Origin of the sequence: Vibrio sp. STUT-A11 (assembly GCF_026000435.1) — a bacterium.
Lineage (GTDB): Bacteria > Pseudomonadota > Gammaproteobacteria > Enterobacterales > Vibrionaceae > Vibrio.
The window spans coordinates 780,667-800,856 of record NZ_AP026764.1 but is presented as its reverse complement, the minus strand read 5'-3'; the positions used below and the strand labels follow the sequence as shown (position 1 = coordinate 800,856).

At 46.4% G+C, this 20,190-nt stretch carries 25 protein-coding genes; 2 read left to right on the top strand and 23 right to left on the bottom strand.

Going from position 1 to position 20,190, the window contains the following annotated elements; genetic code table 11:
• Positions 1–84: 84 nt before the first annotated feature.
• Positions 85–1,428, bottom strand: a complete 1,344-nt coding sequence (locus tag OO774_RS19275) for a DEAD/DEAH box helicase (protein WP_264908656.1) — start codon at positions 1,426–1,428, stop codon at positions 85–87.
• Positions 1,429–1,972: 544 nt separating this feature from the next.
• On the opposite strand from OO774_RS19275, the gene OO774_RS19270 reads away from it, so the two are divergent.
• Complete coding sequence (locus tag OO774_RS19270; RefSeq protein WP_264908456.1) at positions 1,973–2,221, top strand: Lpp/OprI family alanine-zipper lipoprotein; 249 nt, start codon at positions 1,973–1,975, stop codon at positions 2,219–2,221.
• A 119-nt stretch (positions 2,222–2,340) separates the two neighbouring features.
• On the opposite strand, the gene OO774_RS19265 is transcribed toward OO774_RS19270, so the two are convergent.
• The gene (locus tag OO774_RS19265; RefSeq protein WP_264908454.1) at positions 2,341–3,066 is read right to left on the bottom strand and encodes a KilA-N domain-containing protein; all 726 of its coding nucleotides are present in this window, start codon (positions 3,064–3,066) and stop codon (positions 2,341–2,343) included.
• Between the two features lie 357 nt (positions 3,067–3,423).
• Here OO774_RS19265 and OO774_RS19260 point away from each other — a divergent pair, with 357 nt between their 5' ends.
• Positions 3,424–4,791 (top strand): hypothetical protein, encoded by a 1,368-nt coding sequence (locus tag OO774_RS19260; RefSeq protein WP_264908452.1) that lies wholly within the window; start codon positions 3,424–3,426, stop codon positions 4,789–4,791.
• Positions 4,792–5,506: 715 nt separating this feature from the next.
• Here the strand turns inward: OO774_RS19260 and OO774_RS19255 are convergent.
• The 21 genes from OO774_RS19255 to gpM form a co-directional block, all read right to left on the bottom strand.
• Complete coding sequence (locus OO774_RS19255) at positions 5,507–5,704, bottom strand: hypothetical protein (RefSeq protein WP_264908451.1); 198 nt, start codon at positions 5,702–5,704, stop codon at positions 5,507–5,509.
• Between the two features lies 1 nt (position 5,705).
• Positions 5,706–6,377, bottom strand: coding sequence for a hypothetical protein (locus OO774_RS19250; protein WP_264908449.1), 672 nt, complete (start codon positions 6,375–6,377; stop codon positions 5,706–5,708).
• Positions 6,368–7,057, bottom strand: coding sequence for a hypothetical protein (locus OO774_RS19245; RefSeq protein WP_264908447.1), 690 nt, complete (start codon positions 7,055–7,057; stop codon positions 6,368–6,370). The genes OO774_RS19250 and OO774_RS19245 overlap by 10 nt, the downstream gene beginning before the upstream one ends.
• Positions 7,058–7,065: 8 nt before the next feature.
• Positions 7,066–7,602 (bottom strand): hypothetical protein, encoded by a 537-nt coding sequence (locus OO774_RS19240; protein ID WP_045607489.1) that lies wholly within the window; start codon positions 7,600–7,602, stop codon positions 7,066–7,068.
• 8 nt (positions 7,603–7,610) lie between these two features.
• The gene (locus tag OO774_RS19235) at positions 7,611–10,622 is read right to left on the bottom strand and encodes a phage tail protein (RefSeq protein WP_264908443.1); all 3,012 of its coding nucleotides are present in this window, start codon (positions 10,620–10,622) and stop codon (positions 7,611–7,613) included.
• 13 nt (positions 10,623–10,635) lie between these two features.
• Positions 10,636–11,238: a phage tail protein gene (locus OO774_RS19230; RefSeq protein WP_264908441.1), complete on the bottom strand. Its 603-nt coding sequence runs from the start codon at positions 11,236–11,238 to the stop codon at positions 10,636–10,638.
• Entirely contained in the window at positions 11,225–12,412 is a 1,188-nt protein-coding gene (locus OO774_RS19225; RefSeq protein ID WP_264908439.1) for a baseplate J/gp47 family protein, read from the bottom strand. Before OO774_RS19225 ends, OO774_RS19230 begins: the two co-directional genes overlap by 14 nt.
• Positions 12,412–12,753 carry a DUF2590 family protein gene (locus OO774_RS19220; protein ID WP_264908437.1) on the bottom strand — a complete coding sequence of 114 codons (342 nt, stop codon included), beginning with the start codon at positions 12,751–12,753 and terminating at the stop codon, positions 12,412–12,414. The genes OO774_RS19225 and OO774_RS19220 overlap by 1 nt, the downstream gene beginning before the upstream one ends.
• Positions 12,753–14,639 carry a phage tail tape measure protein gene (locus OO774_RS19215; protein WP_264908435.1) on the bottom strand — a complete coding sequence of 629 codons (1,887 nt, stop codon included), beginning with the start codon at positions 14,637–14,639 and terminating at the stop codon, positions 12,753–12,755. The genes OO774_RS19220 and OO774_RS19215 overlap by 1 nt, the downstream gene beginning before the upstream one ends.
• Before the next feature lie 11 nt (positions 14,640–14,650).
• Positions 14,651–14,815: a hypothetical protein gene (locus tag OO774_RS19210; RefSeq protein ID WP_264908742.1), complete on the bottom strand. Its 165-nt coding sequence runs from the start codon at positions 14,813–14,815 to the stop codon at positions 14,651–14,653.
• 17 nt (positions 14,816–14,832) lie between these two features.
• A complete protein-coding gene (locus OO774_RS19205) occupies positions 14,833–15,096 on the bottom strand; it encodes a putative phage tail assembly chaperone (protein ID WP_264908433.1) in 264 nt (87 codons plus the stop codon).
• Entirely contained in the window at positions 15,093–15,329 is a 237-nt protein-coding gene (locus OO774_RS19200) for a hypothetical protein (RefSeq protein WP_025589374.1), read from the bottom strand. The genes OO774_RS19205 and OO774_RS19200 overlap by 4 nt, the downstream gene beginning before the upstream one ends.
• A 2-nt stretch (positions 15,330–15,331) precedes the next feature.
• Positions 15,332–15,562 carry a hypothetical protein gene (locus OO774_RS19195; RefSeq protein ID WP_264908429.1) on the bottom strand — a complete coding sequence of 77 codons (231 nt, stop codon included), beginning with the start codon at positions 15,560–15,562 and terminating at the stop codon, positions 15,332–15,334.
• A 4-nt stretch (positions 15,563–15,566) separates the two neighbouring features.
• Positions 15,567–15,989 carry a DUF5675 family protein gene (locus OO774_RS19190; RefSeq protein WP_264908427.1) on the bottom strand — a complete coding sequence of 141 codons (423 nt, stop codon included), beginning with the start codon at positions 15,987–15,989 and terminating at the stop codon, positions 15,567–15,569.
• A complete protein-coding gene (locus tag OO774_RS19185) occupies positions 15,986–16,204 on the bottom strand; it encodes a TraR/DksA C4-type zinc finger protein (protein ID WP_264908655.1) in 219 nt (72 codons plus the stop codon). Before OO774_RS19185 ends, OO774_RS19190 begins: the two co-directional genes overlap by 4 nt.
• Before the next feature lie 12 nt (positions 16,205–16,216).
• Positions 16,217–16,666, bottom strand: coding sequence for a phage protein (locus OO774_RS19180; RefSeq protein ID WP_139060862.1), 450 nt, complete (start codon positions 16,664–16,666; stop codon positions 16,217–16,219).
• Positions 16,667–16,669: 3 nt separating this feature from the next.
• Complete coding sequence (locus OO774_RS19175; RefSeq protein ID WP_264908423.1) at positions 16,670–17,800, bottom strand: DUF2586 domain-containing protein; 1,131 nt, start codon at positions 17,798–17,800, stop codon at positions 16,670–16,672.
• Positions 17,801–17,803: 3 nt separating this feature from the next.
• Complete coding sequence (locus tag OO774_RS19170) at positions 17,804–18,460, bottom strand: virion morphogenesis protein (protein WP_264908422.1); 657 nt, start codon at positions 18,458–18,460, stop codon at positions 17,804–17,806.
• Entirely contained in the window at positions 18,444–18,935 is a 492-nt protein-coding gene (locus tag OO774_RS19165; protein ID WP_264908420.1) for a phage tail protein, read from the bottom strand. Before OO774_RS19165 ends, OO774_RS19170 begins: the two co-directional genes overlap by 17 nt.
• Positions 18,932–19,351 (bottom strand): head completion/stabilization protein, encoded by a 420-nt coding sequence (locus tag OO774_RS19160; RefSeq protein WP_264908419.1) that lies wholly within the window; start codon positions 19,349–19,351, stop codon positions 18,932–18,934. The genes OO774_RS19165 and OO774_RS19160 overlap by 4 nt, the downstream gene beginning before the upstream one ends.
• A 115-nt stretch (positions 19,352–19,466) precedes the next feature.
• Positions 19,467–20,183, bottom strand: coding sequence for a phage terminase small subunit (gene gpM, locus OO774_RS19155; protein ID WP_264908418.1), 717 nt, complete (start codon positions 20,181–20,183; stop codon positions 19,467–19,469).
• Positions 20,184–20,190 lie beyond the last annotated feature (7 nt).

Genomic DNA, 20,190 nt, shown 5'->3' with positions numbered 1-20,190 from the left:
TGCTTTCAAATTCGTAATATAAAAAAGCTCCGCGATTTTTGCGGAGCTTTTTTCTTGGTTAAAACAGGGTAACTATTCTAGAAATTAATCTTCTGCTTTCGGTTCTGCTGGCTTCTTTTTAGGGATGAAAACATCATCACCAACAGACACAGTTTTGTAGAAGGTCTTGTCTCGCTTAACTGGCTTCTTCGCAACTTTCTTAGCTTGAGGACGTGCTTTTTTCGGCTCGCCTTTCTTATTACGCATATCCGGCTTGCGTGGCTTCAGACCTTTGAACTTGCCTTTTAAGTCTTCGAAAACGGAGAACGACAGATCTTGCTGCAGGTATGCTTCAACACGTTTAAAGCTATCCCAGTCTTTTGGACCAACAAGAGAAATCGCGTCACCTTTATTACCCGCACGACCAGTACGGCCAACACGGTGAACGTACTCTTCCGTATGCTTCGGCATATCAAAGTTAATAACGTGCGTCACTGTCGCGATATCCAACCCACGAGAGGCGACGTCGGTGGTGACAAGAATCTTAAACACCGCGCGCTCAAACTGACTCATGATGGTATTACGTTGAGTCTGGTTTAAGTTACCGCTCAGAGCTACTGCCTTGAGTTTTTTCTCGTTCAGCTTCGCGGTCAAACGCTCAGTATCGTCTCGTGTTGCGGTAAAGATAATCACCTGACGGTATTCAGCTTCAGCCAGAACGCGATCTAGAATCGCTTCTTTATGATCAAGGTGATCACACAAGTAGAATTTCTGCGTGATATCTTTGTGCTCTTCGTTAGAAACACCGATAGAAATGCGTTTTGGCGCATTCAGCATCTCAGAGGCAATACTATTCACTTCCGCGTGATCGAGCGTTGCCGAGAACATCAACGTCTGACGACGGCGGTGTTTAGCAGCGTTGTGAATACGACGAAGCTCAGGTGCGAAGCCCAAATCCAACATACGGTCAGCTTCATCCAGAACCAGAGTTTCTAGTCCGTCAAGAAATAGAGAGCGGTGCTCCAGATGGTCCGCTAAACGTCCTGGTGTTGCCACGATGAATTTAGGGTAACGACGTAATGCTTTGACTTGATCGTTAAAGTTTTCGCCGCCAAGAATCAAAGTTGCTTCGTAAGACAAACCGACCAGCATCGAGCGCAGTTCACCATAGACTTGTTTGGCCAATTCACGCGTTGGCGCCAGAATGACCGCTCGAGGATCTTTCGCAGAAAACGATTTTGTCTTAAGTGACTTGTGAAGCATCGGCAATACAAACGCCAAAGTCTTGCCCGAACCCGTTTTCGAAGATGCCAATAGATCCTTGCCTGCAATCGCAACAGGAATTGCTTGCTGTTGGATCTCAGTCGCTTTTTTGAAATCGTAGTGTTTTAGGTTCTTCAACAATCGGTTGTCTAGGCCTAGATCTTTAAATTGCAAAGTATTCTCCAATAAATCAGTCAATATGAGCGCTGTGTAATGTCATTCCGCTCTAACGTAGCAAAAAATAAAAGCCCGCTATAATACCGCAAATCATAGGAGTATAGATAGAGATCACACAAACTAATTATTGAAGATAAGATAAAGGTACTTTTTAGGCTCAATTAAGTTAAAGCTGCACAGCAGCGAACTATGCCCTAAACTTAAGTGCATCAATACATGGCTGTGATATTGATAGCGCAGATTTTTCGGACTGATCCATGCATATTGCGTTTATTTGCGGATAGAAGCTTTCATTTGCGTCAATATCGTCTAAATTATTGATATCAGGAAGGTGGCAAAAATACCTGCTAAATGGACTGTTGTGGGAGCCAATGAAAGGTTGACTATTGCTTTTTGTTAGGCTCAGGTAAAAGTTAACGTCAGGTACTCCATGAAATTCTTGGATTTTTTTGACTTTTGCTACATCATGTACTGATACAATGTTTCCACTTTTAACCTCGCCTCTAATAAAAACTGTGGAGCGAGACTTTAACTATAAGCAAGGAGTTCTTATATGAACAAAACGTTGATCGCAGCTGCAGCAACTTCAGTACTTTTACTAGCAGGTTGTGCTTCTTCTGATGATGCAGCAACAGCTACTAAACTAGACGAGCTAAGCAACCAGGTTAGTATGCTAAACCAAGATGTACAATCTCTTAAATCTGACGTTCGCATGTCTAAAGACGCTGCAATGTCTGCACAAGAAGAAGCAGCACGTGCAAATGAGCGTATCGACAACATCGCTCAATCTTACACTAAGTAAGACGAATAAGTATAATAAACCATTATTTATCAAATACTTAAATATTTGATGCGGTTTAAATGGCGATAAAGTGGCGACATAAATTTATGTCGCCACTTTTGTTTTATGGGTACTGTCAGTTAGCCCCACAAACTATGGCCACTTAACGAGCGGTGGTTTCTGCTCACTCGCATCATCTCATCAATCAGTTTTTCAAGTTCTTGCTGTTGCATTTCTAATCTGGCTTGGAAGCTTTGATAGTCTGACTCATTAACCAAACGTAAACCTTTGAGCTTTGCCATTGCCAGTAAATGACGCATGTCTGGAGATGTGTTTTCCAATTCTGCCTGCATATCTCTACGGAGCACTGTTCGTGCGGCAGCTGCAATTAACTCGTTTTCTTTTGTCCAGTTTTGAGAATTAAACACGTTGCTATAATGGATACGAACCTGTTCAGTGCTAACGCCACGTAGTTGCGCGATTTCGTAGATTAGATCGTTGATTGGGATGTTACGGTCTGGCTTGTAATCGAGTAGCTGAGGTTCTTGGTCTTGCTGAAATACGATTTGGTCAAACGCGCGAATTACTTGGAGGTGAAATTTAGGGCTAATCCACATGGCATATGAGTAAACCAGTTCTTTGCATACCCAAGTTCCAGCATTTGCCCCACCACGCTTTGTCTTAACTGCAAAGTAAGAATTCTTACTTTGCTCAATCTCATCAACTAATTCTTGGGTTTGTTTGTTCTTTAGGAAATGAACAGGCTTATGTGTTTGCTTGCCACCGCTTGCTTTATGTAAATCATTTAATGAATACAAACCGTCGAACGAGCGAACATCGTTTGAAAGAATAGTTAGATTAGACATGATAGCCTCCTTTGTGATTTTTAAATCACCACTCAAAGGTACCAATCAATGGGTGGTGAACTGAACAGGGTTGGTACTACCGTCACAAAGGAACCGGCCAGCCGAAGCTGCCCCGCCCAGCCCACCATAATTCAGATAGTACGGTTTCTACGCGAAACGTCTATGTTCAGATGTGCTGAAGCCACACATAAAAAAAACCAGCAAAACGCTGGCACTTATGTGCCTTTGTGAATAATTCGGGGTACCAATCCCATCACTGGATTTTGCCAGTGAGTTTGTAGCGTAGGTCATAGCCCGTTTTGTGTCAATGGGTTATATTGGTGTGCATTGACTGTGTGGCAAGTTCGGGAAACGGGAATGTATATAAATAAGGCGATTAGCTTTCATGGTGGTTGGGAGTTGTTACGGAATAAAACTGGAGCAATTGATGAAATAAAGCAATTGCTCGACAAAGTCTCCTACTATTCCTTAAGTGAGTTGCAAAATAAAAGCAGTAATTCTAGCTCAGTTAATCGGGAAAACATAAGAAGTACGACAGTAAGCAGACAACTAAGAGTTGCAACTCGCCGTTCTGGTTGGTATCAAGCGAACAAAGACAGAAAAACAGCACTAGTACCTGATATTCCTTTGTTAAAATATGGAATTTCTCTAGCCTTTTCATTTGGCTCGGGACCAGCTCTGGAAAAGCACGTTGACCGTTGGTGCCTCGTTGAGACAGTAAGAGATCAGAACTATGACGAATGCGACATCAATCTACTTATAGTATTAGACGCGGTTCCTCAATGGCTTCATATCCCTCTATATCAGAGAGAAACCAATCCAGAATATAACAGTCAAACACTCATTCACTACATTGAGAGTAAAGTTCTTCCTCTGTATCACAAAAAACCTATGGTGATATTTACTGTATCTGAAGAAGACTCATCAATAGAAGTTATTGAGTTGAAGAGTAACTCTGAAACACCCACTTTCGAACGAGTACTGGAGTTCACTCCTGAAAACTATCAAGCAGGTGTTGGGATTTTGTCGTATTTCGGTGAAATTCTTAAGCAAAAATACCCTGATATAGATGCAAAGGTTCGGATTGAACAAGATGGTTGTCTTGTTCGGATGATCATTGACACTCCTGATGGTAATCAAGAAATCGTTGAAGAAGCATTGGATACCTATACACAAGTTGTTATTCGAGAGAAGGAACCTGAAGAGTTACTCGACAACAAAATTCAAATTAGTGAGCTCAAAATGCAACTTACTATGATTGAAACTCAGCTCGAGCATAAGAAAGAACTACTGATGTTAGCTGATGAACGTTACAAAAATGATGTAGTAGCCACTCGAAATGAAGTCGAATTCCTGCGCCAGTGTTTGAGTAATCAAATGCAACTCACACATGGTTCTCAAGTTCTTATTGGAAAACAGATAGACAAAGAAGAAAAAATCACACTAGCCCAACTGAACTGCTTCGACAACACTATACAATCCCTTGTTGACCAATCTTCTGGTAATCAAAAGCTTGCCGATGCACTTGGCCAGATCCAAAGCTTGTTGGATAACGGTGTTAGTGATAAGGATGAACAAGCTTCTAAAGAAGCTCTTGAGGTAATTCAAAAAGAGTCACCCAACACCTACAGCCAATTGTCAGAACTACTGAAAAATTCGATGTACGGCGTTAGTGGAAATATAATTTTCAATTGGATGACAGAACTAAGCAAAGTTCTGAGTTAGTTTATTTAAATGTAATAATTGAAATTTTTGAAAAGGCCTGAAGATCCCCTTTAGGCCTTATTCCATCTGGCTTCACCACAAATAAGTTAGATCTTTCATTCTACACACCAGATCTTCAAAAACCTGAAAAAAATCACAACACCCCATATAATTCAATCGGTTACAATTCAAACCAAGATCTTTTCTGATCATCATTTTTTCAGTTCATCGAAAAAAAGCGCAATTGTTGAAATTCTATCAGACACAATATAAGCCCTTTTCAGCGGATTTCCGTGTCTCTCGAAGCCCAGACAGCAAAAGGCTTTAGAGCGTGTTCTACGTCTATCTTAACCCAGTAGATTTTCACTAAATCAAAATTGCGAAAAAACCAGATCGAAAACGTCGCAGGTGGGGAGGAGGAGTGCGGATTCCGTCACCTATCGGTCGCCTTCCGTCACTGGATGCTCCTATTTGTGGTTTAGCCGCATCGGGCGCGTAATTGCTGCAGATGTTCGAGGTAAAAGAAAAGCGCCCTAAATAGGCGCTTACTTTGATAATTGTTATGGGCTGGAAGCTAAAGCTTTGATAGCTCGTTGATAATCAGAATAGAGGTATGAATTATTCCTAGGTATATCAGTAGGTCGTTTGGTGAAATGTTCAAGTTTCTTTGCTCCTATAGATTGGTTGATTTATCTATAGGGCAACGTAAAGATGTCTAACGCTGTGAGACAAGGTGTTAGGTGACTTGATAAGTACCAGCAGAGCTACCGCCAGTCACGGGAACCTCGGCGTTTTGCGTGATTTCGTCATACACAGCATTGGCGATTGCTTCTGCCATCTTCCCTGCCATGGCGAATTCGCCTGTAAGAACGAACCCTTGTGCTTTCAGCTCGTTCTCTAACTTCTCTTTGAGTGATGCTTTACTCATTGCCATGTTATTTACCTGCCTTAACTGTTGATGACAAATCAGAGTGAGGTTTGCCTGTGTAAGCACAAATGCAGTCACCTTGCACAACCCCTTTACCGCCATTCATGGTGATGAGGTCAGCGACTTCTATGATCTTCTTAGCAGTAGTGGTTTTGTTGTTTGTGATTTCTTCTATTTTGTCTTCCAACACTTTGATGCGTTGGTTTAAACATTCGGTGACGTTGTCTTTGTCTGTCTTGCTTTCGAAGTTGCCCGCTTCATCTACCAGGTGGTAAACACCTTGGCGTTGTTGGTAGCGGCTTTCACCTTGCTTAATCGCTGGTAACTTGAATCCCAATGGCAGAACACAACGAATGAAAGGCTTATCCGGTTGGCCGAACATAAAGCCTATTTCCACAATGCTACCGATTGCAGGCGGCTCAAGTCTTCCAGCATATTCGCCCACACCTGGTATCGGAAGCGGAACGGCCTGAAGTGGTGATTTGTCTTTGAACTCCACGCCCTTCTCATCAAGCAGCTGAACGTCCACCGCGTAATGCGGGTAAAATCGATCAGAGATGTCGCCCTCTTCTGGCAGCTCAGGTAACGCAACCACCTTACCCCAACGCGGTAAATGCCAGCGTCCGGTCAGCTCAGGAAACAGTCGGAAGATGATCCGCTTAATTGCATTTACGTCCATGTCAGCTTTACCTCTGTTCCTTGAAAATCAACGCCAACCAAGCGCAAGCCATTGACGATTGCACCCGGTCTTAGCTTAGGGCTCGCGGGTATTTTCACTGACTTGGCCGTGGTGTGCCCGGTCATCAAGTTATCTGGAATGGTAACCAGCTTATCTGCCCAGTAAGAGTCTTTCCAAGTGCCCACATAGATTTGGCCGTTGCCCTGTTGCTGCCAAAATAGATCATCAATACCGAAGGCTTGAGACAGCTCATCCATCACTCGATATCCATTACCATCACTGTAAAAGCAAGGGATTGATGTTTTACTGTAGGCCGCTTCTGGTACCACAAACTGCAGTCCGGTTTTGTTGGTCACATCGCTGAGTAATTGCATTAACGTTGGGTGGCGAAGCGTGATATCGATCGGCTTAAACAACAATGCCGCCAACTCGCGACAAAACAGTTCTGACCACCCTTTTTCTGATGCTTGAACCCGTTCGATGTAACCAAGAAATACCCGCGAAATGCTGTCACCCCACCCGATATCCACCGAGATAATGGTATTAACCTTCGGAGAACCTTCAACAGAAATCGAGCAGCGACCAGGTGTATTCACATCAAAGAGAATGCGATGGTTCTTTGCTTTAACCTTTTGACTACCAAGATAGGCTCGGCAAACAAACTTATGGTTTGGTTCCATAACCTCCCCTATGACAATATTTCGTCTAGTGATTTGAGAAATTTCATGATGCCCGTGAGTTCGACGCTGGTATCCGGTGGAACGTCTTCACTTTGCCCCGTTTCAACCGGAGTGGTTACCCCTTGCACCTGCTGTTGAGTTGCTGGCTTATCTTCCTGTCGCTGTTCAACACGCTCAGGAACGGACAAGTGCTCAACCAACTCGAAAGCGACGTTCCATTGTCGGTTGCTCTCTTGTTCATCGGCTCGAATCGTGCCTTGGAACTTTACCTGGCGAATTTTGAGTGCCGCGGCCGTGTTGTTGCTGATGCGGTAAATCTGGCGGGCACTGTTATCTTGCCCGCCAGCCATGGTGAAAAGGTTACTTAGGGTTTCACTCTTATTGAATGGGATCACGCCACTGACGGACAACACTTTGCCTTTGTTGCCCGTTTCGGCTTGGTCAGTCGATGAAGACTGGCCGGACATATCTTGTCCAGCAAGCTGCTGGCGAACGCTAATGCGCAGGTTCTTAAGTGAGATTTGAGTGCCGTTAAGGGTTAGCATGATGACCTCTATATACTACTCGACATAATAGAGTTCAGTTTTTGCATTGAAGCCCATTGCATCGCATATAGCAGCTCAATGTGGCGAATATTCCAAATCTCCTTAGGGTTACCAGCTTCATCTTTAATTGGCTTCGATTCATAGATTGGAGAATAGGTGCCATCTTCATTTTTTTGCTCACCGACTTTCACCATCTCCGTGACAGGGTCTTTACCAACAAAGCCATATTGAAACGCATCAATACCAATAGCTTCGAACTTACGATAGACTTCTTGTGCGGTTGGGCCCACATGATACCGAGCTTTGTCACCTTTTTTGGCGATTGCAGTAATCCAGCGCCAAATTCCTACATCATCTGCAATTTCACAAAGTGCATCGACGTACTCTATAGGAATGGCTTTGAAATCTGTTTTCTGAGTTTCATCGGAAGTCCCGGCAGGTGAGTCGACAAAGAATCCCCCTTTCCATCGCAAAGATGGGGTACCTAAGTCACTTTGACCATCCGTACCACCCGTTGTCGCATTCATTGATATCTTGAAAGCGACTTCAGCATTACCTCTCGGCAAGACTTCAACCGCTTTGCTATTGTCATAAGCGGATGAAGCATTGTATCGAATCGTCGCAAACTGATTGGACGAACCATCTCGTGGGTCTCGAATTGTTACCGCTGAACCAGACAAACCCATAGTTTGGCATTGAGACCTAAACGGATCAGGCATACTGTTACCGCCACTATCCGAATCATTGCCAAACTGATCATGCTCTGGATTGGGGATAGATATGTTAGGGCACTTCTCAAACTTCACTAATTCATTTTTGTTGGCTGATTTTGGAGTACCAACAATTTTTACTGCGCCGTATTCTCCCGTTAAGTCTGGGTTAAACCATAAGCCTGTGATTTTTTCGCCACGCGTACTCGAACCTTCGCCATCATGCCAAACTTCCCAATACCTACTGCTCACTCCATCAATTTTAGCTTCATTACAGTTGCGTTCTACATAACCGCCACTACTGATGAGACCACGGGTATCTGAGCCGCCGGCATTGGTTCGATAAATTCCTGGGCCATAGTTGTGCTCACTATTCGGATTCGTCTGCTTATAGCCGTGAACAAAACCGATGCCAATCCCCCAGTTAGCAACTCTTCCTTCAAATTCGTTAAATCGACGAGCCTCCCACTCCAACTGACTTTCATCCGGTAACTTACGGCCGTTAGAATGCGCTCTTGGACGTTGTATCTCAAATCCATTGACATCTAACCTCTCTGTCGTATCTGGTATCAAATTATCAAGAGGAATGCCAAAAGACAGCCCCGAACCATAGTTTTTGTAGGCAACAATATCTTTGAGCTTGTTGTACCAAGACTTAACAACATGCACACCACGGTATCTCGCGTTGACGACTACAATGTTTTCAGCCGAAGAATCATCACTGGCATAGTTTTCATACAAGCCAAATCCGCATCGAGCGTTACAATCCAACTTAAAGTTCTTTGCTTGATAATTTCTCGAATTGTTGGTGTCATAACCTATAGTTGCTCTAGAAAGCTTTAGCAGTGCAAAGACATCGATGATTTGGCCGATATACCTTAAAATCGTATGACCTGTTTCGCCCCCCCAACTAAAGCCAACCCCCTCATGGGTGGTTCTATCTCGTGAAGGAGAAAAACCCTGCGGATGTTCCGGATGATTACCTACGGCATAAATTACCGGACGATATTTAATATGGCGACTTGGAGACGATTTATCCGCACTTGATATAGCAAATATATCGTCGGACACGCCATCACCCTGAGCGCCCCACATTTCTGGTGTTTCATAGTTAGTTAGTTTCCTAACAAAACACCCCATACCGTCGGGGTCACTCTCTTCAACACCCCCAAGGAAGCTAGGTAACTGCTCTAAACTGCCATCAAATGGAACCGTTGGTGAAATGACAATACCGCCATCATGCTGACTCTTAGGCTTATTGGCATCATAAATGTATTCGCCTGCGCCAAGCTTGCTCTGCTCATCATCAACGATTAAATAAGCCTGAGTACTCCAAGTTTGACCATGCTTAAACTCAACAACTCCCAAGCCTGCTGAGTGTCCTTTAATCATGTCCGAAATTGTTTTGGTTGCTAAGTATGTTCCATCAGATATGCTTTTTTTAACATACATCTTCCCTTCATCTTCTGGTCGCAAATCACTCACACTGCCATCCGCCAACACCTCGGCAATCTTGCACACGAAATGCGGGATATATTTACCTGTTGATGAATCGATGTAATCGTCTTTCTCTTCGGCCGTGATAACAAAATCAAAAAGCGTAACCTGCTCACCTGTTGGTGTACCTTCACGGTGTGCATCGATGTAAATAAACGATGGTTTGTTGGGTACCTGAATGCTGCGGTCAAACTCCAAGCTCACACGATTGCCGGAAACATAACCGGCACCCGCTTTGATGTTGTAAGCGCTGCCTGATGGTGTAACCAGAAAGCCATCTTCGATAAACCAGTCTTTACCGTTCTGGTCGATGATGGATTGCGCCACATCGCTGTCCATCTTCTTCATACGGTCAGTGGCGTTATATTGCCAGCTGGATGCATCCACCGTGATGTTGGTGATTTCCGCGATGTCTTTATATTCAAGAACGACCGAACGCACCAAGGTATTACCCGCAACACCCGGCTCATCGGCTGTTTTAGGTGTAAGCGCGTGATGGTCAATCGTGACTAATACGCCATATTCAGAGCAGTAAGCACCCGTCCAGTTAAACTCAAACGGACCAACATCGCTGGTCAAGGTCGTGCTGTAAATCACCGAGTCTGCAGAAAGTCTGCCACGTTGTTCAACCTGCTCTTGATGAACAATGTCATCAGTTGGTACCACATCATCTGGCTGTGGGAACTCTGGGCGGTTTGGTACATTCGCGAATATCATCTTGTCGATGATTAGTGGTTTTTCTTCAGCGTTGAGCTGTGCCAACAGTGCTTTACCTGCGGCGGTTAAAATTGACTTGTCAGTGGTATTTGCCATTTTTAGTAATTCCTTAACCCTTCACTGTGGCTTGGTAATATTCGCAGTCGACGTTCAGCACACTTGGAAGCATGCCAACGTTGAGCCTGGTCTTAACGTGAGACGTGGTGTATTGCGCTTCGACGTTCTTGCTTCGCGCGGCCAACGGCATTTCGACATAACTGGTGTATTGATAGCGGCGGCAGGTTCTGCCGTATTGTCTGATTACTGTATCTAGCAGCTTGGGAACGTTGGTTAAATCGCCGTCGCGGATTTTTAGACTGATTACATCCCAATCCACATTGGCCAAACGCTCGTCTTGCCCAATGTGCGGATAACCCAACTTGGCGAACATATCTTCCCAGCCAGCTATCGTGCCTGCGTCACGCGCGAAGCCATAAGCGTGAGCTACACGGATTCGAAATAACTCTTCCGGCTCTTGCCCTAAGCGTTCTATCTCTCGTTGCCACGCTAAAATATTCACCAGTGCCATTGGGGCGGTTAACGGTTCATGCTGCTGCAGTGGCATTTCGAATGCAGCTCTCACATGTTCCCAGTAGTTACACATGGCTCTGGCGAACTTTGCCAGCTCGCCTCGGCCCATCCAGTAACGCAGGTTAATCTCAGGAATTTTCAATCGTCACCCCCAGAGTATTAATTCGCGGTACCGTTAGATTGTTAATGATGTCAGCGTTATCAAACTCGAGGGATTCAATCTCTGAGAACTGCGCATGCAGCTCCTGCCCTAACCTTGAGAAACTGAATCGAAGAACAGGATTGGTCACTGTTGGGGAGTAATCAGTGTTCTCACGGAAAGCAGCACCAATGAACTGCTCCACTTTTACGCGTAGTGCGTCTCGGTCTTCCATCGTTAGTGAACGCAGCGGCCAAACCCGGCAGACAATATCGTGGGTCGTTTCTGGCATGGCGAGCACCTGCAGATCATCACCATGACCGTGCTGACCTTCGACACGGATGTACTCATTCAAATCCGCTAACATTTCTGCAGATGGTTCACCCGTGTCTAAAAGGATGAGCGCGTTTGCAGTACCTGGTCCACGCGGTGCGTTGTGCTCAAAATAGACATTGTCGTCGTTGATGCCTGCGCGACTGGTGAGCAGTGAGCGATAAGCTGCATCGATGTGCCATCTTGCTACTGCGCTCCACTGGTTACGAATACGTAGGCGGAGTTCGTCATTGCTCTCTTTGTCTGCCCCTGCTTCATTCAACCATTCGGCAGGGTTGGTCACCGCGCCAATGCCCGGAATTGCAGTAGGCAAAATGTGGTAATAACCTTCACCTAAGTTGTAGGCCGCACCCTCGTTCTCCGCCTCCACTTCTGCCATTACCATGGTTTCGTTCTCTGGCATCGTGGTATCAGCAAGCACCTTCACTCGGTAAATCGTGCCGTTAATCGGTTCGGTTTGAACCCATGTATCTTTGGGGATCACTAACGCAGGGCCTTTAGCTGCGGAACGTTGAAAGGCGATCATGCCTTTGGCTTTGGTTGCGCCTTTTCGGGTGAGTTTGCATTGCCACGCCAACAAATCGAGCCATTGGTCAACGGCGGTTGCGACAAACATGTTCGGCAAGACATAGCCAACCAATAAGGTATTGATGAGCCACATCGTGACTTTCACTACCGTGGCTTCAATGAGTCGCCAAAATGGAGAGAACGGTGAGTCATTTGAGATGATGGAACCTTCTTTGTCCATTTCCTCTTTGAGTACTTTCTTCCATCCTGCTTCATCGGTTGGGATACCGGATTGCTTCACCAGTTCGGAATAATCTGGTTTTGGAATATCAGTCATTAACGCTCTCCGTTATTCACTATCTTTAATTGCAACTCGCCAAAGTCCATGGTGTCGGCGAACACGTAAATCGTGCCCTCGGTTGGTTCATCCAAACGAACGGTACCTGGTACCAATCGAACGTCTTCTTCAACGAGCAATTCCAGCTTGGTGCGGATATCGGCTTTCTTTGACGGGCTTCGCTCAGCGATTAAATCCACCGCTAAGTTGCTCTCGATGATGGCATGTTTGATGTCTTGGGCGATCACCGCTCGGTCTTGAATCAAGATTGGGTTGCGGCCTGCATCGAGCACCACATCCCCGTTCTCAATCAAAATGTCTTGGTATTTGTAATCCGCCATTAGCCTGCCGCCATTTCTATTTCACTCGCCATGTCTTGCGGGCTGTTCATGTAGGTTGGATAAATCGCCACTCCACCGTAGTTGGTCGAGCTGGTTTGGTAGCTGGCAATATTCTTGGCTGCGCCACCTGGTTGAATTTGTGCACGAGGCGTAGCGCTTTGAACAGACTTCGATTTCACTTGAGTAGATTCATCATCACCGCCGAAGCCAGGTATCCAATCAATGAGCCCTTTCACTGAGTCCCAAATTCCCGCCAGTCTCTGGGTAATCCAATTAAACACTCCGGAAAAAACTTCCTTCATTGAGTTGGCCATATCACCGATAAAGGCAAAACCACTGGTGTCGGTAAAGCCGCTCATAACCCATTGCCAACCTGCCTTGATGAACTCAAACATCGCTCTGAATGGGAGTGTGATTAAAGTGATCGCCCCTTCGAGTACTTGGAACCATGTTGTGTCACCAAACGAGGCTTTCAGGTCATCCCAGTAGAAAATCAGCGCACCAACTGCGGCGATTGCGGCAACGACAGCACCAACAATGAATCCAATGGGGTTCGCCATCATTGCGATATTTGCCGCTAACATTGCAACTCGAAGCGCTGCCATTCCTTTGGTTAGTAAAAAGTTCACCCCTGTAAACATCTTCATGGTGAGCATATAAGTCGCCATGGCTTGTTTACCGACACCCATCATTAAGGTAAAAGCACCACCTGCAGCAGCTGCACCTAAAATCGCCATGGCAGCAAAACCAATGTACTTTGTCAGGTTCGGGAACATCTCTGTCCATTCGATGATTTCCACCGCCCCATCGGCCAAGCTCGAAATCACTGGCAAGAGAGAAGGCAACAACGCCGCACCGAAAGCAGTGCGAACCGCAAATACCCCCTGTTCGAGTCGTTCCCATTGGTCGGTCATTGCTCCGGCCATATCAATTGCCGTATTTAGGTTACTGGCATCATTTAACTCTTTTACACTCGATTGCAGGTCACCCGTTTTATTGATCAAATCAGCGACAAGTAGCACTGCCTCATCAGATCCAAAAGCATCTTTTATCTGTCCAACTTCAAGAGAGTCTAAGTCACCAAATTTGTTACGCAGTTTCGACATAATGTCGAACATTGGCAGCATCTTCCCGTTGCTGTCGGTAAACGCCATGCCTAGCTTGTCTTGCGCTTTTACCACGCCGCTCATAAAGGCTTTATAACGAGTCCCCGCTTCACTTCCCGTCATAGAGCCTTGCAGCAGGCCAAGAACTGCCATTTGCTCTTGAATAGCCACGCCGTGAGTTTTACCTAACGCGCCTACTCCCTTAAACGCATCTGACATGCCTTGCCCCGTCGTTTTGAACATCTCGACGGATTTTGCGGTCATACCTGCTACTTGTTCAGCCCAGTTGTCTTTACCAATCCGCTCTGCTTGGTCTTTAAACACCGAGTACATGGTACCCATGTAGTTGGTAATGGTGGCCGTATCTGCTTTAGTCGCAGCGGCTAAAATAGCCGAGCTTCTTGTGACACCCGCCAGTTCATCACCTGTCATATCCCCCATCGCAGATTTGATATCATACGAAGCCGCCACGAATTCCGTTGCCGACTTACCGTACTCAACCGAAAACTTCATTGCAGTTTGGGTTAGGGTTTTTAGTTGATCATTAGCAACGCCAAGAGATTTCACTTCACCTAACGTCCTGTCCATTTCAATCGCTGGCATCAAGGCTTGTTGCAATGCAAAGCCAGCACCCACCATGCCTGCCGCTCCTGCCATCATGGTATGAGTACCCTGACGGTAGGTATTGGTGACATCATTCAAATTGCGTTGAATATTGCCCAGAGGTTTAGAAATCTGGTCAATCAATCCAACTTGAAATCTGAGTGCTTCTGGTAACATCGTGTTCCTTATCAGCTAAACGCCTTGGCAACCCCGTTAGCGGTGGCAGCTTGCATGTTTTCCCAATACTGACGCTCTAACCAAATTGCCCTTGCAAGGTTCTCTTCGCTGTCTGCCTCACCCGGCAACCACTTACGGCGCCAGGTGAGCATTTGTTCGAGCTCGTTGGAGTCCATAGCCCGAACAAGGGCATCTATTTTTTTACTTTGATTTGCAGCTTCGGCGTGTATTCCTTGAGAACTTCACCCACAACCTGAATCGCTGCACCTGGGTTATCGTTCGTCAATTCACGGAAGGCTTCTTTGCTTTCTTCTGTAACGGTGTTCATCAAAAAGTTATGCGCAGAGTTCACGATTTCACCCTGTGCCAACGCGTTCATGTAGTCGTTGTAATCCGCTTCTGTTGGTACGAACGTGATATCTGCATCACTGACCGTTAGTACAATTGATTTGCTCATGCTGCTTCTCGCTTTAGTGTTTCGTAAATTCGTGTGAGGCCATTTTCCAACTGACGTTCCAGACGCTCGAAGCCGTCATTCACTTCGTCTTTTTTGGCGTAGTACTCGGCCACATGGGTTTTGTATTCAGCAAGCTCTTTAGAAAGTGAAAACAGCTTGCTGATAAGAGCACCGGTTAACATCACCAAAAGGGTGGCAAGCGCAACCAGTGCTGATAACCAGGTTGGGTCCATCGCTATTCCTTCTGTGGAATTTCTTTCAAGCGTTTGCCTTGTAATGCATTGATGATGTCGTCCACGGTTTCTTGCAGAACATCGTTTGTGCTAAGGCTTTTCAAGGTTTCCAAGCCCCATACCACAAGGCGCGTGGCGAAACGTTCAAGGATGATTGACCAACCAATTTGAAAGAACAGGCCTTTCAGTACTTCCAACAATGTCTTGCCAACGATTCCAGTTAAGAAATTCATGTCACTAGTCCTTTAGAATTGTCAGGCTTGCAGGCTCACCGCCCAGCTCAGCCATTAGGTTGTTAAATGCAGCGGTTGAGTTCATAACTGCCCATTCGTCACCCACAAAGCCAAAATCAACACCGGGTGCTAAACAGCCTTGAAGCTGCTTTGGTGAATTCGCTTTATGGATCAAAATATGAGTTCGAAGGCTTGGCCCGTATCGAGTTACTCCAAGGTTTTTGCTTTCCAACGCGTAGCACTCACCAAACTTTGGCGATTGGTGTAGGTAAAGCGTGTAGTTACCTTCTGGGATACACGATTGAGATGGTTTGTTGTTTAGCCAAGGACGCTCAACTACACAACAAACCTGGCTACCATCGGCACGGTGCAGTGTTGAGTAGGTGCCGTGTTCAAAGTAACGGCGTTTCATCAAAAAATTCTTCATCGGGTCATTCGCTCCATTTCGCTTTGACAATGGGTGCAGTAGACGCAACCTGGTACTTTTTGGCGGCGTTCTTCTGGGATTGGGTCGCCACATTCGCCGCATTCATGTGCGCTTTCCCGTTTTTCAATTCGCTTAGCCCTTGCCAATTGGTTGGCAAGCGCCACTTCTGTGAACTGGGTTTCAAGACCGCAGGCATGGTCGATAACATCTGCCATCATGCCTCCTTGTTATTGAACCAAGTCTTCAGTTTCATCCGGACGCAGGTACGGCACACCGTTGATGCTGACAAAGTCCGGGCTGGTCACTTCGAACGGAAGCTTGTGAACTAATGCACTACCTCCATTCGAATCGGCATCAAGTAGATCAGAGATTTTGATACGGCATCCGAAGGCTTCAATTTTGAGCTCGTCTTTATCAATCTTGCCGTAGAACAGCGCGTCAAAATCAGGCATTCCACGCCAAGATCCGGCTTGTTTCGCTGCTTTGCTTAACAGGTTGAATTGCTGCGTGGTCAGCTCCATTTCACCACTAGCCTCAACATCCCCGTCAACGTAACCATCTGGCACACCAGAGGTTTTATTGATGGCGGAATTGTCGGTAATGGATAACGTGACTTTTTGTGCTTTGAGCTTGTAGTCACCCAAAGAGAAATGCATGTTCTTGCCAGAAATTCTCATGGATTACGCCTCCGAATCTGCAGGGTTAGTAAGATCAAGCGCGATGTTGACCACGATATGTTTCGGGCAGTTATGAGGGCGAACCATCAAACCGATCACTACTTTGGTTTTAGTCATCCACTGAATAGTCACATCACCATCTTCTGGCGGCATGATTTCACCAGGGAACGTAATCCCGCCAATCTCAGTGGTCTTCGACATATCACGCATGTCTTTGCGGAAGTAAGTGCGGTTCAGCTCAATACTCGGTGGCGTTGAGTTGAGAATGCGGTCGGCAATACGGCGAATCGCTTTGATACGTACACGGCGGTTAAGCTTGTGAACCGGGCGAACGTATTCGAGGTACTGATAATCACCACCTTTGGCTTCTAAGGTGGATGCATCTGACCAATACACTCCTTCTAAGTCGGCATACCATTGCGGCAGTGAGTAACGGGCGTCGGCCAACGTAGCGATGGTGCTCATCTGTAACGCTTTACCTGCACTGTCCGTTGGCATGTCACCCAAACTCAATACTGAGCCAGTTGCCACGCGCATTGGGCTGTCTGCTACTGTGACGCTTCGGTCACACAAACGACCAGCCAACACACCTAGGTTATTGCCGTTAAGCTGAGGAACGGGTGTCACGAGGTTGGCAGAAACATCTTTCACCAGATCAAGCATGGCGGTTTCGTACTCTGCCCACGTTTGGCCTGTATCAGGCGTTGAATCGATACCCGCACAAGCGGCAAGGAAGAACACCCAACGACCAAGTTTGCTGGTCAGCTCGGTTGCTTTCGACTGCATATCGTTGAATTCAGTTTTAACTGCGACCGGGTCACAAATGGCGATGCCTTCGAAAGAGTCGCTCAGGTTCGCTAACTCAACGGCGGCTTGCCAGGTATCATCGACACCTAAGCCGACAATCGCACCCGTCCAGTTTTGTTTGCCGTTAAGTTGGGCGGCTTTCACGTTCAGACCAAGCGCATCATCAGCGACAACTTCGTCAAGGTTGGTCATGTTATTAATGCGGGTAACCTGGCCTTGCAACTCTGCCTTGTCAGTACGCCCGATGAAAAGCACGTGACGTTCTATCTCAGGGATACCGCCTTGTGCCAAATTGAGATTGTTAACCTCTACCTTTCCGGTTGCCATTGGTTATTTCCTCTGTTTTGCCTGCTCAAATATCTTGATGAGCTGGCGGTTCACTTCACGTTCTTTACTACCGAGAATCTGACGCTCTGCTAATGGAATATCCCAACTGGTGATATTTGGCTGATTAGAGAGTTCTCGAATAAGTTGTCCTGCTTGTCCATGGGTGATGGTTGCCATCAACTCACGTAAACTGGGTTTCTTTCGTCCTTTACCGCTTTTTCTCGGTACCGTGTAACCCAGTTCTCTTAGCTTTCTCGCTTGCCCTTTGGTACAAGGCGCTGAGTAATCCGGTTTGCCCCATCGCTTTTGCATTTGGCGCTTGGTCATTTTTTGCTTTTGACCAAGGTGGTGCCTTGCTGCTATTTTTGCGGTTAACTTGTTACTCCAAGTCAAATCAAGCTGGTTGGCGTTTCTTACATAAGGCGTTAAGCCCTTTGCCATCCGCTTTAAAACTTTGCCTTTCTTTTTTCCTTTCCTTGGCTGCAGAGCGCTTCCGTTAATGTCTTTTTGGGAGCGAATGCGTTTGCGTGTATTGGCTTTTTCCCAACGGCCAAGGGTTTTCAGTATCCAAACTCGCTTTTTAGGTGGCAGAGCCAGCATGGCCAGCTTTTCCTGCATATTGAGCACATCGCGCTCATTGACCTTAATTTGCGGCTTCATTCACCAACTCCGCTTCTTCTGCGGTGTAGATTTCAACTGCCTGCACTCGGTAGGTTTCCCCTCGCCAAGTGATCATTCCCGCTGGGTCAGGAATTAGCTCTATCGGCTCCATCATTTCCAGTTCAATGGCAACGTCGGCGACTTCACTGCTGATCACATCAACCGAAAGGTCTGGGTCGCCTAACTCATCTTCATTACGCGTGGTGTCGTAATCGCTCAGCCAACAGGCAACCAATGCCAGCAGACAACGAGGGTCTAACAGACGATGCGGAAACTCTTCAATGCTGATCACTGCGTTGTACTTCCAGTGACAAGCGATGTAACCGCCGTTCCCTCGGTCTTCACCGTTTGGCACGATGGTGCCGTTTTCCTGCCAAGCGTCGATTTTGTTATCGAGCACATTGGAATTCAGGTGACTGACGATGTAATCCGTCAGGTGTTCCAGCTTGGTTTTGTTGTAAGTGGTTTCGCTCATATCGAGTCAATCCCATTAGCACTGCGGCCAAGTAGCGCCCGCACATCTTTGTTACTCTGGGCGAGAAAACGTGCCTCTTGTTCCGGTTCATCCGTTGCTACGCTTTCACCCTCTTTTCGGCGGTCTTGGGTCGCAAACTCTTTCAGCAGCTCAGCATGAGCCCGACCATAAACCGCACGTTTGTAGAGCATGGTTTTCGGTGCGCTCAGCACTGGCTTTTCGCCGTCGATGATCATGCTTTCTAATCGTTCTTGAATGTTCAGCGCGGCGATGGTCATCGCATAGTTCAAAGAGTCGTTATCAAACGTATGGGGAACACGGCGTAAACTGCGGAATTCAGCCGTGGATAAATCCGGCCACCCTTCACCTGGTATGGCGATATCGACTGCGCTGTTAACATTTCCGCCAAAGCTCATAACGGTTCCTTGCTTATTTAAATTAGGGCGCCTCTAAGCCACTGGGTCGACGGTATCGAGTTAGCCTATTGGCTTCTCTTACCTCACCAGCCGAGGCGCGGTGGCGTAGGAGTCTTTACAGGTTCTTGCCTTCGTTAATGGCGCGAATACGGGCTTCAATCTTCTTGATTTGGGTAGCCACCCCCACTTTGCTGTTCTTATCGTGCGCGTGTTGAAGTAGAGTCAATGCTTTTTCCAACGTTTCTACGTTGCCAACAGCTGTAGCTTGCGGCTGGCCTTCTTCATTTCGAATCAGGTATAAACCCGCGAACTTGTACCACTTAGCGTGAACCTTCTCGTGCAAGCGCCAATCTTTCTCTACCTTTTCGAATACCTGGGAGAAATAAGGCTCGATGGAATGACCACGTTCAGATTCTTGCTCCGCCCATGCCAACACTTCGTCAGCACAGAATGTCGGCCAATCACGGCGAAAGTTTTCTGGTGTTGGCAAGTCCAACTCAATGGCTTTCATGCACCACTCAATCGCGGAATCCAGCTCTTTAACGTCGAATAGCCAAACCACCAAGTTGGTAAAGATTGGGTTTTCGAACGCTTCGCCACTTTCTAAGTAGGCCTGAACATACGGCTTGTACTTCGGTACCAGCACTTCACGCTTGTGCTTAATTCGATCAGCGATGGCATTTAATGAGCGCAAATACTTGCGGTCTTCTTCAAATTCAATCAGCTTGATGTGCAGGCTGTCGGTATCTGCACCGGAAACGGCTTCCGGTGCAGACTGGTTAGCTTGCTTTTCAATGAGCTGTCGACGCTGTCTTGCTAATGGGCTAACCATGCATCAC

Coding starts and splice junctions, on each gene's coding strand:
- OO774_RS19270 (WP_264908456.1), top strand. CDS start 1,973: ATGAACAAAACGTTGATCGCAGCTGCAGCAACTTCAGTACTTTTACTA.
- OO774_RS19265 (WP_264908454.1), bottom strand. CDS start 3,066: ATGTCTAATCTAACTATTCTTTCAAACGATGTTCGCTCGTTCGACGGT.
- OO774_RS19260 (WP_264908452.1), top strand. CDS start 3,424: ATGTATATAAATAAGGCGATTAGCTTTCATGGTGGTTGGGAGTTGTTA.
- OO774_RS19255 (WP_264908451.1), bottom strand. CDS start 5,704: ATGGCAATGAGTAAAGCATCACTCAAAGAGAAGTTAGAGAACGAGCTG.
- OO774_RS19250 (WP_264908449.1), bottom strand. CDS start 6,377: ATGGACGTAAATGCAATTAAGCGGATCATCTTCCGACTGTTTCCTGAG.
- OO774_RS19245 (WP_264908447.1), bottom strand. CDS start 7,057: ATGGAACCAAACCATAAGTTTGTTTGCCGAGCCTATCTTGGTAGTCAA.
- OO774_RS19240 (WP_045607489.1), bottom strand. CDS start 7,602: ATGCTAACCCTTAACGGCACTCAAATCTCACTTAAGAACCTGCGCATT.
- OO774_RS19235 (WP_264908443.1), bottom strand. CDS start 10,622: ATGGCAAATACCACTGACAAGTCAATTTTAACCGCCGCAGGTAAAGCA.
- OO774_RS19225 (WP_264908439.1), bottom strand. CDS start 12,412: ATGACTGATATTCCAAAACCAGATTATTCCGAACTGGTGAAGCAATCC.
- OO774_RS19220 (WP_264908437.1), bottom strand. CDS start 12,753: ATGGCGGATTACAAATACCAAGACATTTTGATTGAGAACGGGGATGTG.
- OO774_RS19215 (WP_264908435.1), bottom strand. CDS start 14,639: ATGTTACCAGAAGCACTCAGATTTCAAGTTGGATTGATTGACCAGATT.
- OO774_RS19210 (WP_264908742.1), bottom strand. CDS start 14,815: ATGGACTCCAACGAGCTCGAACAAATGCTCACCTGGCGCCGTAAGTGG.
- OO774_RS19205 (WP_264908433.1), bottom strand. CDS start 15,096: ATGAGCAAATCAATTGTACTAACGGTCAGTGATGCAGATATCACGTTC.
- OO774_RS19200 (WP_025589374.1), bottom strand. CDS start 15,329: ATGGACCCAACCTGGTTATCAGCACTGGTTGCGCTTGCCACCCTTTTG.
- OO774_RS19195 (WP_264908429.1), bottom strand. CDS start 15,562: ATGAATTTCTTAACTGGAATCGTTGGCAAGACATTGTTGGAAGTACTG.
- OO774_RS19190 (WP_264908427.1), bottom strand. CDS start 15,989: ATGAAGAATTTTTTGATGAAACGCCGTTACTTTGAACACGGCACCTAC.
- OO774_RS19185 (WP_264908655.1), bottom strand. CDS start 16,204: ATGGCAGATGTTATCGACCATGCCTGCGGTCTTGAAACCCAGTTCACA.
- OO774_RS19180 (WP_139060862.1), bottom strand. CDS start 16,666: ATGAGAATTTCTGGCAAGAACATGCATTTCTCTTTGGGTGACTACAAG.
- OO774_RS19175 (WP_264908423.1), bottom strand. CDS start 17,800: ATGGCAACCGGAAAGGTAGAGGTTAACAATCTCAATTTGGCACAAGGC.
- OO774_RS19170 (WP_264908422.1), bottom strand. CDS start 18,460: ATGAAGCCGCAAATTAAGGTCAATGAGCGCGATGTGCTCAATATGCAG.
- OO774_RS19165 (WP_264908420.1), bottom strand. CDS start 18,935: ATGAGCGAAACCACTTACAACAAAACCAAGCTGGAACACCTGACGGAT.
- OO774_RS19160 (WP_264908419.1), bottom strand. CDS start 19,351: ATGAGCTTTGGCGGAAATGTTAACAGCGCAGTCGATATCGCCATACCA.
- gpM (WP_264908418.1), bottom strand. CDS start 20,183: ATGGTTAGCCCATTAGCAAGACAGCGTCGACAGCTCATTGAAAAGCAA.